This window comes from Winogradskyella marincola (assembly GCF_029624125.1).
In the GTDB taxonomy this organism is placed as follows: Bacteria; Bacteroidota; Bacteroidia; order Flavobacteriales; family Flavobacteriaceae; genus Winogradskyella; species Winogradskyella marincola.
Map to the genome: position 1 here is coordinate 427,843 of NZ_JARSBN010000003.1, position 9,523 is coordinate 437,365.

General features: G+C 32.6%; 8 protein-coding genes. 4 read left to right on the forward strand and 4 right to left on the reverse strand.

Translation table 11 applies throughout. The features are described from left to right. Nucleotides 1–24: 24 nt before the first annotated feature. The 4 genes from P7122_RS07565 to P7122_RS07580 form a co-directional block, all read right to left on the reverse strand. On the reverse strand, nt 25–1,698 hold the full coding sequence (locus P7122_RS07565) for a patatin-like phospholipase family protein (RefSeq protein WP_278005176.1): 1,674 nt from the start codon (nt 1,696–1,698) through the stop codon (nt 25–27). Nucleotides 1,699–1,708: 10 nt separating this feature from the next. Continuing rightward, the gene (locus tag P7122_RS07570) at nt 1,709–2,785 is read right to left on the reverse strand and encodes a hypothetical protein (protein WP_278005177.1); all 1,077 of its coding nucleotides are present in this window, start codon (nt 2,783–2,785) and stop codon (nt 1,709–1,711) included. A 1-nt stretch (nt 2,786) separates the two neighbouring features. Further along, a complete protein-coding gene (locus P7122_RS07575; RefSeq protein ID WP_278005178.1) occupies nt 2,787–3,137 on the reverse strand; it encodes a hypothetical protein in 351 nt (116 codons plus the stop codon). Nucleotides 3,138–3,367: 230 nt separating this feature from the next. Next, nucleotides 3,368–3,952 carry a hypothetical protein gene (locus P7122_RS07580; RefSeq protein WP_278005179.1) on the reverse strand — a complete coding sequence of 195 codons (585 nt, stop codon included), beginning with the start codon at nt 3,950–3,952 and terminating at the stop codon, nt 3,368–3,370. A 426-nt stretch (nt 3,953–4,378) separates the two neighbouring features. Between P7122_RS07580 and P7122_RS07585 the strand changes: the two genes are divergently transcribed. From P7122_RS07585 to P7122_RS07600, 4 genes are all read left to right on the forward strand, one after another. Further along, a complete protein-coding gene (locus tag P7122_RS07585) occupies nt 4,379–4,846 on the forward strand; it encodes a hypothetical protein (RefSeq protein WP_278005180.1) in 468 nt (155 codons plus the stop codon). 268 nt (nt 4,847–5,114) lie between these two features. Next, complete coding sequence (locus P7122_RS07590; RefSeq protein ID WP_278005181.1) at nt 5,115–6,434, forward strand: beta-helix domain-containing protein; 1,320 nt, start codon at nt 5,115–5,117, stop codon at nt 6,432–6,434. A 74-nt stretch (nt 6,435–6,508) separates the two neighbouring features. Continuing rightward, entirely contained in the window at nt 6,509–7,978 is a 1,470-nt protein-coding gene (locus tag P7122_RS07595; RefSeq protein ID WP_278005182.1) for a T9SS type B sorting domain-containing protein, read from the forward strand. Between the two features lies 1 nt (nt 7,979). Then, nucleotides 7,980–9,523, forward strand: a 1,544-nt coding sequence (locus P7122_RS07600) for a PorP/SprF family type IX secretion system membrane protein (protein ID WP_278005242.1), incomplete at its 3' end; no start/stop codon positions are given.

A 9,523-nucleotide genomic window follows, 5' to 3' on the forward strand; every position in this document is an offset into this window, starting at 1 on the left:
TCTATTTTAACAATTACGAATCAATTATTTTAATTGTTCAGTAAGCCATAATGGATTTTTGTTAAAGGCTTTCCAGTCCTTTTCTAAAGCTTCATAAAGTGTATCTAGTGCTTTAAAATCAGTAATACCACTACTCGCTTCTTTTTTTAGTGACAGAATATAATCCATTAATTCATAGCAGGTAGTAAAGTGCCCACAAGCTATTAAAGTATCCATTCTGTTTTTCTCTATGTCGGTTTTATCCCACCATAATGTGGTTGGAGTTTCAGATGCTGTTAGGCAAACACTTTTAAGGCTTTTAGTTGGTTTGGGTTTTATGGCATCGTTATATGTTCCTTTAGTGTATGGTGTCTCTTGTCCGTTTAGTTTATAAACCGTAGAGGTTAAGCGCTTATGATTTAGACTGGATTTAGAATAAAACAAATCATAATTAAGTCTACGCATTTGCTTTAGAAACACATCGTTTATCATCTTTACAGCAGAAGTAGCTCTATCTGTAAGCATACGTTGTACCAAGGTAATATCTAATTTCTGAAATGTAAGAATGTCATCTAACAGTGGTTCTGGAACATTCTTTCTAAAAAGGTTTTTAAGCTTGCTTAAGGTAAACCCTTTGATTACTGCTGCCAAAAGTCCTAAAATGGTCATGGTAAGCCCGATTCCTGTAATTATACTACCAATAATATAAGGAGCTGTCCATGCTTTGTCTTCAGTTTCAAAATATGAATTGGCAATAATGATAATGAGACCTATTACTAAAGTGATCCAATAAATTGGTTTTATAGTGAAATACTGCAATACCTTATTCACTGCTTTCTGAACGGTAGAGGTTTTACCAATTTCGGCAGTGTCTTGCTGCCATGGCACCATTTTATAACTGCCTACATCATTGACCATAATAAGATCTAGTTTGCCTTTCATGCGGTCATTTATTTTCATCATACTACCAATACCTTGATTATCGGCAATACCACCATCCATAATACCCACTCCGTTGATGTAGCAATCTAATCCTTTTAGATTTTTATAATCTTGAGTATTTTGATCTTTAAAATAATCATCCGGAAATACTAAAGGTTCAAAACCCAAAGGAAAACACGACGATGATGCTATAACATCTCCAAGTTGTACTTTACCTCTAAGAGCATCTACTTCTTTTCTGTTTCCATTATATAATGGACTATTACCAAAGAAGCCTTGATTCTGAAAACGGTAAGTCAACCCAAATGAAAAGTCCGTAGCATTGAAGCAAACTTGCTCTAAACCTTTTATAGAAGCTTTGTTGAAATATTCGAAATCTCCAGAAAACACAGGCATTTCTGCATACGTTAAGGCAAAGGCATTAATCAGTGAGCGCTTTTTATGCGGATGGGTTTTCCAAACGTTATCGTCTTCAAGCTTTGCAATTGCATTTTCTAATAATGTATCATTTTTAGGTGTAAATGTGTTGTAAAATGACTTGAAGAATGTTTTAAAATTATAGTCCTCTTTTTGCAATGCTTTTGCAAATGCTACACCTAGTAATGTTCCACCGCTAACGGTACTAATCGCTTTTACTGATTTGAGTAAGGATTGGTCTTTGTACACCAAATGATCTAAATAAGACACAACACCTAGAGCGAAGAATGTTGCACGATAGCCTCCTCCACTAAAACAGAGTCCTATATTTTCTAAGGGTTGAAATTGATGATCTGCCATGACATAACACTTATAATTTCACTTTACTATTACCTGTATTTAGTCCCCAATGAATACCAAATATGGTCAATAGGTTATCGTCAGTAACTGAAAAATCTTTACCAAAACCACCAGATATGCTAATATCTTTATTAATGCTGTAGCTAATATTACCTACAGAACGCTCACTATTAAATGTGCCATTTCTAGAAATGTACTCGTAACCAAAAGTGAGTTTACCAAATTCAAAATCTATTTTACCACCAAAATCTCTGTAATAAGTGGTGAAAAAGTCTTCGTTAGTATTCATGTTAAAACCATCTTCAATATATCGAGCAGTGACAAACAAATTGAAATAATTATTGGTTTTTGCATCACTTCCTTCATTTAAAATAAGACTGGTTTCTGAGGTTAGCCACGCTCCTATTCTATCTGCAGTGCCAGATGAAATAGAGTTCTCTTTAAACATGGTACTATATCCAGCTGCTGCATCTAATCTAAAAATTGGTTTAATGGTTTTTTCAAAAGGTTTTAATAAAGCATTAATCTCATCTTGCTTTTCGTTATAATAATTTTGAATGGCCTCCTCTCCTTGTATTAAAACACTTTGTGGCACTACTATATTAGACAAGGCTGTTGCCATAGCTTCAGTGTTTTTGTGTACCTTTTCTTTATTGTAAAAGCGCAGTAATGTTGTTCTAGCACCTATTGAATAGGTTTTGCGTTCATCGGCTAATCCGTTAAACTCTTTATCTACATACGCCAGAGAAATAGTAGTCGTTTTTAAACCACTAAAAGGGTTTTGCTTAAGTTCTCCAGAGTCATTTTTAGTAACACCAATATATTTTTGATAAGTACGATTTTTACTCTCTTGGTTAATTAAAAAATAAGGTGTGGCTTCTATTGAAAAACTTTCACCAAAATTATCTAAAGCATGCAATGCTAATGCTTTAAAATTATCTGGTGTATATATCGCTGTTGGTGTTTCTTCTACCAAAACAAATGCAGGACTAGAAGGGTTAGATAGTGTAAACTGACTTAAATCTACATTTTGAGCTATACAAAATGAGTTTACAACTATTACCATTAGGCTTAGTAACTTTTTCATCTTATACTTTTTTGAATTTTACAACTATGTAAGCCATAAATAATACTGAACTAATCTTCACTTTTTCTGAAGTAACTTCTGTAAAGCTTGTTTCTGAAGCGAAAGTATTCACCACATGTGTGGTTTCAATTATTGCATCTATGTTTCCACCAAGAACAAAAAAGTTAGAAACAACAGATAAGGTATTGTCATCTAATTGTTCTATTTCACCTAACTCCACATTAAAATTGTTAGTGATACTCTTTTTTATAACCGCATCATTAAGACTTACATTAGAACCAGCATTGGCATCAGAACTAATTTTTACATTGAGCTTAACCTTCTCGCCTGCTTTAATTTCAATAGTATTCATACTTTATATATTTTATTAAATGTATACCATATTTATACATAAATACTTACCCAATATTGGGTAAACATTACATCAACAAAAAATTAAAAAGGGAATTAATTAAGGGATAGCTAAAGATATAAATTTATTTGATGACATTAAGCCTCTTTAAAGATTTAAGAAACTTATGAAAATAAAAAAGCCCAGAACTTAACATTCTGGGCTTTTGCGGTTATTTAGTTATGTACTGACTATTTTGTTGATTCAGCATCATCAGACAACACTATATCTTTTTTGGCTACTAAAATGCCATCTTCTTTCTTCGTAGTTAAAATTCGTTTGGTGTTCCCTTTTTTAGCTAAACGCTTTCTACAACGCTTGGTTAACATAGGATCATCATCAAATAATAAAGATTCTAATTGTACTTCTTCTTTAGAAACTTCTTTAATAATTGGAAATATTTGTTGCATTTGATTGTAACGTCTATCATTTCCTGGTATAAAAGTGTAAAAGGTATATCTACCGTCTTCATCAGTTTTTACCCAACTTCTATGAAACACATAACGTTGGTCCCCCGTTTTTCTTAGATCAAAATCACCATCCTCATCTGGTTGTTCTATAAATAAGATAACATCTTTTGCAGGTGTAACACCATCACTTTCATATATAACACCTGTTAATTTTAATTTATTAGTCTTAGATCTAAAATCTGGAATGGTATCTGTGTTCGTTAACTGGTCCTCTGCTCTATCATATATTGGACTCTCTTGTGCATATGAAGCGTTAAATGCACTATAAAAACAAATCAAACAAAAAGCTACGATTAAATTTTTCATGACGAATAATGATTTGGGTTTCGTCAAATTTGCTTTAAATTATCTGTAGCTCCTTAAAAATCATATGATTGCAATAATTTTGCGATAAACTGTAGAAAAATGCAAAAAATCACGATGAAATACATCAAAAATGCAATCATAGAAGAAGGTAATTTTAATAAAATCATGTTGTTAATTATCATTTTTGAATCACAAAGATTTTAATTTTTCAACCTTTTTCACCACAATTATCAAGCTTATAAATGTTAAAATTTACACATGTATTTTGTCGAAAAAATCAGCACTTAATCCACTATTTATGCAGTTTATCCATGAAATATGCATTTAAAGTGTTAAAATTTTTTAAAGAAAAATGACGAAAATTAGTTGTTTTTGTGATAATTTTATATAGATTTGTCACAGTAAGCCCAAATCAAAACTATAAATATGAAAACAAAACTTACATTATTTAGTGCTCTTTTTATCCTTATGATAGGTTTTGGAAATGCTCAGAAAGCTGACACATCTAAGGGAGATAATTCTCAAAGTATTATTAGTGGTAAGGTAAATATTTCTAAGTACCATAGTAGAGACCAATTAGACGATATGTCTAAAGGTGAATTACTAACACTATATATAGAGCGTATAGAAGTTATTGTAAATATTCTACCAAATATTGCATTTGCTACAAAACCTGGTGTAACAATGAAATCACTAGGTATTCCGGAAACTAAAGAAAATAAAAAAGCATTAGAAGACAATAAAGAAGCTTCTGATGAATATTTTGAAAGTACTGTAGAATTTCAAACCAAAATCCTGCCCTATTCAGATACTAACGATCTTATAGCTGCGATTTTGTTTTATGAATCTACTCTAAAAGCATTACATACGTACAACGATTTTAAAGAGGATTAGTCTATAATCAATTTCATGTTTTTTAGCCTCGCAATTTTGCGAGGTTTTTTATTTTTCTAAAAACAAAACCCAACACACTAATATTCAGGCTTTTAAAATTTATTGTATCAATTGGTTGATATTTTAAATTTTTGTAAGAAAATTATTATATAAGTATTAAAATTATGTATTTCAACGATAATTTCTTGTATTTCATAGGATTAATTCCTATGTTTGAGGCAATTAGTTGAAAAATTACTTAAAACCCCAAATTATCAAATTAACTACTATGAAAAATTTTATTCAAACCGCGCTTATTTTTCTATTAGTGTTAAGCAACTGTTTTGCACAGCAGGAAAAAGGAATAATTGGCTATGACAATTGGCTGAATTCATGGACAGAGTTTAAACCTAGCCAATCTGAGTATGGCGAACCAACTCAAATTCTGAGTGGTAAAATAACTAAAGACACAAAATTGCTTAAAAGAGATGTTTATCTTCTATTAGGTGATGTTTTTGTTACAGACAGTGCAACTTTAACAATAGAACCAGGTACAAAAATCCTTGGCGATTTTGATTCTAAAGCTTCTTTAATAATTAGCAAAGGATCTAGACTGGTTGCTAAGGGAACGCAAACAGATCCTATTGTATTTACATCTAGCAGAGGAAGCAAAAAAGCTGGTGATTGGGGCGGAATATTCATGTTAGGTGATGCTCCTTTAAATACCTACGGACAATTAGCGTCTTTAAATTATGGATTAAACCCGTCTTCTACAGATCATATTGCTTATGGTGGTAATAACACTGAAAGTGATTCTGGGATTTTAAAATATGTTAGAATAGAATTTGCAGGAAAAAGAACGAAGAGATTTGGCTATTATAATGCTTTAACTCTTGCTGGTATAGGAAACAAAACGGTTATTGAAAATGTAATGATTAGTTATTGTGCTGGCAATTCTTTCAATATTCTTGGTGGTTCTGTTATTCTAGAAAAATTAGTGTCTTACCGTTCTAAAAGCAATGATTATGAATTTAACTTTGGTACACAATGCCAATTAATTAACTCGCTTGCTATTAGATCTCCATATGTGTCAAGTGCTAACGGTTCAAGATGTATGGTTATAAAATCTTATGACGATAAAGAAGAGTCAGATATTTCAAAAAGACAAACATTTGTTAATGCAGAAAACTTAACCTTAGTAAATGTTTCTGATGATATAAAATCAGATATACAAGTTGGCCTTGTGCAAGAGGCTATATATGTAGGAGCTGATGCTTCTTTTGCCATTAATAAAAGTGTTATTTCTGGCTTCTATCCTGCTGTTATATTAGATGATAATATTGCGCTTAATAACGAAAATCTTGAAAAAATACAGTTTACAAAAACCTACTTTAATAACTGTAAAGGAAATATTTATCGTAAAGGATATTCTAATAATGACGATTTAGAAAGCTGGTACGGTAGCAGAGCGTTTAGCAATTTATATGCAAAAAGTTCTGATAAAGAAACTTTTATTGCTGCACATAGCATTAAAAATCCAGATTTTAGATTGCAAGTTAATAGAATCATTGCTTCTAATGATTTTATAGATGACGATGATGAAGATTAATTTTCTGTGCTATGAATAATTAATGAATCATCTTAAATACCAAAAGCCTATAGATTAAACATTACAATAAGCATATGCCTCAAACCACTAAACTATATAAACTGCTTATATCTCTATGCCTTGTTACTGCGTTTTTTACTGCAGATAAAATTGAGGCTCAAATGGTTATCGGCCAACCTAACCTAGGTTTTAGTCAGGCATGTGCTAGTGATAGCTTTAATACTTATAGTACTACATTTGTATTTTCGCCAGAATCTGCTTTAAACGCTTCTAATCAATTTACAATAGAATTATCCGATGCTGATGGAGACTTCTCAGATGCACAAATTATATACACAAGTTCTGAAGGTGCAATAACAACATCTCCTGCTACAATAGAATTTTCAATTCCAGAAACAACAGCTGGAGAAAATTACAGAATAAGAATTAAAAGTAGTTCGCCTGTAGCTACAAGCACACCGTCAGTTCCGTTTGCTGCATATTACAAACTTCAAGATTCACCATTCACAATTAATAATTTAGTATCAACTGGTGCTTATTGTACAGGAGGTAATTATCTATTAACTATTGATAATCCTGGTACAGGAAATAACGATTCCCCTCTTAACTATCCTTCGTTAACATTTAACTGGTACAAAGAAACAAGTGAAACAACTTCTGTATTTGTTGCTGAGGGTTCTTCCCTACTTGTAAGTGAAGAAGGAACTTATTTTGTAGAAACTAATTACGGAACATGTACATCAAATTCCTTTTCTAACAGAGTTACCATAAGCGAAGTCAGTACCTCTGGTGAAGGTAATGTAACGATATCGTCTAGCTTAGGCAATCCGTATTGCCCAGAACAAGGCTTAACAACTTTGAGTACTGTTGGTGGCAATAGTTATCAATGGTTTAAGGATGGAATAGAAATTCCGGATGCAACAAATCAAATGTACCAAACTAATGAGTCTGGTACGTTTTCAGTTCAGGTAGATTTGGGAGATTGTTCTGCTTTTGGATCAATAGATTTAGTTAGCGAACTTTTTAATAGCGAAATAAATGTTGATGAGGTTAATCAAATTTTTGAAGACGAAACATTAACTATCGAAATTACAACAGATGCTATAAGTCCAGAATTTACTTGGTATTTCAACAATCAAGTCATTACTGGTGCTACAGAAGATTATTATGATGCCACAGAAATAGGAGATTATAGTGTTGTTATTACAGAAACCGCTGGTTGTAATGGATCTAGAACCTACAACTTTACCATAGAACGTGGTTTAGAGCCATTTCCAGATGTACCTAATATACCTAATGTTATTAGCCCAAACGGAGATTTAATTAATGACACTTGGGTAATTCCGTTACAATATACAAGCGGTACCAATACTGAGGTAATGATACTTAACGAACAAGGAAAAGTCGTTTTTCAAACCTTAGATTATCAAAATAACTGGCCAGAAGACGATTTAAATCTTACAAGTGTCAACAAAGTATTCTACTACATTATTACACCAGTAGAAGGTAAAGAGAAAAAAGGATCAATAACAATAGTCAAGTAGCATGAAAACACACCTATTCATACTATTTATATTTATCCTTACTATAGAGGTTGCATTTTCTCAACAAGAAGATGGAGTTGTTTCTTATGATTTACCTATAAGAAACTCTTTGGTTTTTAATCGTTACAACATTAACCCAACATTCACTTTTGTTAGAGAACAAAACAAGTACATAAGTTTCAATAATAAACGAGAATGGGTGCAATTCGATAATGCTCCTGAAATGTACTTAGGAAGTTATTCTGGTCGTTTTTCAGAAAACATAGGTGCTGGTGTAGCTGCCTTTCAACAAAACTATGGAGTACTAACTACCTTTGGTGGATTAATAAACTTTGCTTATAACGTAAAATTAAACACAAATAGCAATTTAACATTTGGACTTAATACTGCTGCATACAAAAGCGGTATCAATACTTCAAATATTGTAACAAATTTTGATGATCCTTCTTTACAAAATGTAACAGAAAACTTTTTGTTAACCGTGAATCCTGGTATCAACTATGGAACAGAATTTTTAGATTTTGGGGTTTCTATAAACAATTTAGTGTTATATAATATTGAAACATCTTCCATGATTGAAGATGATCCAAAACAAAGCATTAAAGCTCATGTAATGCATACAGGTTTTTTTGATGGTCGTGGTTTTTTTGAAGACACAAAATTCTCAGGAATTATTATGTCAGAATTCAGAAAAGACGAAACTATAATCTCTGGTATGGCAATCCTAAGTGTACCTAAAGGCATATGGTTTCAATTTGGATATAACAATCGTTATGGTGTATCTGGAGGATTAGGATTAAACGTAACAAAAAATATAGCCTTAGAATATAATATTGAAAAATCTATTGGTGAACTAGTAGAATTTGGCATGTCTCACGAAGTTACATTAGCCTACAGATTTATCACCAAAAAACGATTAGATTATAGTGGCGACGAAGACGTTAGTGGTTTATTTACAAGAAAACGTAAAAAACCAATTGTAAAAGCTACAGAAGAAGAATTGGCAGGTATAAGAGAACGTGCTGCGGAAAGAAGAGCTCAGGCAAAATTAGACAGAGAGGCAGAAGAAAAAGCTAAAAAAGAAGCTGAAGCTACTGCTCTTGCTGATGCGCAAGCAAAAGCAAAACAACTCGCTGAAGAAAAAGCAGAGCGTGAAGCTAAAGAAAAACGTGCTCGTGAAGAAGCTGCTGAAAAAGCTAGACTATTGGCCGAACAACAAGCTAAAGAAGAGGCAGAAAGAAAGGCGCAACAAGAAGCTGATGCCAGAGCTAAACAATTGGCTGAGCAAAAAGCTAAAGAAGAAGCTGAGGCTAAAGCCAAGGAGCAACAATTAGCAGAACAAAAGGCTCGTGAAGAAGCTGCTGAAAAAGCTAGACTGTTAGCAGAACAACAAGCTAAAGAAGAGGCAGAAAGAAAGGCGCAACAAGAAGCTGATGCTAGAGCTAAACAATTGGCTGAGCAAAAAGCCAAAGAAGAAGCTGAGGCTAAAGCCAAGGAGCAACAATTAGCAGAACAAAAGGCTCGTGAAGAAGCTGCTGAAAAAGC

What these genes read in the sequence shown, in the direction of transcription:
- P7122_RS07570 (WP_278005177.1), bottom strand. Translation starts at nt 2,785, where the DNA reads ATGAAAAAGTTACTAAGCCTAATGGTAATAGTTGTAAACTCATTTTGT.
- P7122_RS07575 (WP_278005178.1), bottom strand. Translation starts at nt 3,137, where the DNA reads ATGAATACTATTGAAATTAAAGCAGGCGAGAAGGTTAAGCTCAATGTA.
- P7122_RS07585 (WP_278005180.1), top strand. Translation starts at nt 4,379, where the DNA reads ATGAAAACAAAACTTACATTATTTAGTGCTCTTTTTATCCTTATGATA.
- P7122_RS07565 (WP_278005176.1), bottom strand. Translation starts at nt 1,698, where the DNA reads ATGGCAGATCATCAATTTCAACCCTTAGAAAATATAGGACTCTGTTTT.
- P7122_RS07595 (WP_278005182.1), top strand. Translation starts at nt 6,509, where the DNA reads ATGCCTCAAACCACTAAACTATATAAACTGCTTATATCTCTATGCCTT.
- P7122_RS07590 (WP_278005181.1), top strand. Translation starts at nt 5,115, where the DNA reads ATGAAAAATTTTATTCAAACCGCGCTTATTTTTCTATTAGTGTTAAGC.
- P7122_RS07580 (WP_278005179.1), bottom strand. Translation starts at nt 3,952, where the DNA reads ATGAAAAATTTAATCGTAGCTTTTTGTTTGATTTGTTTTTATAGTGCA.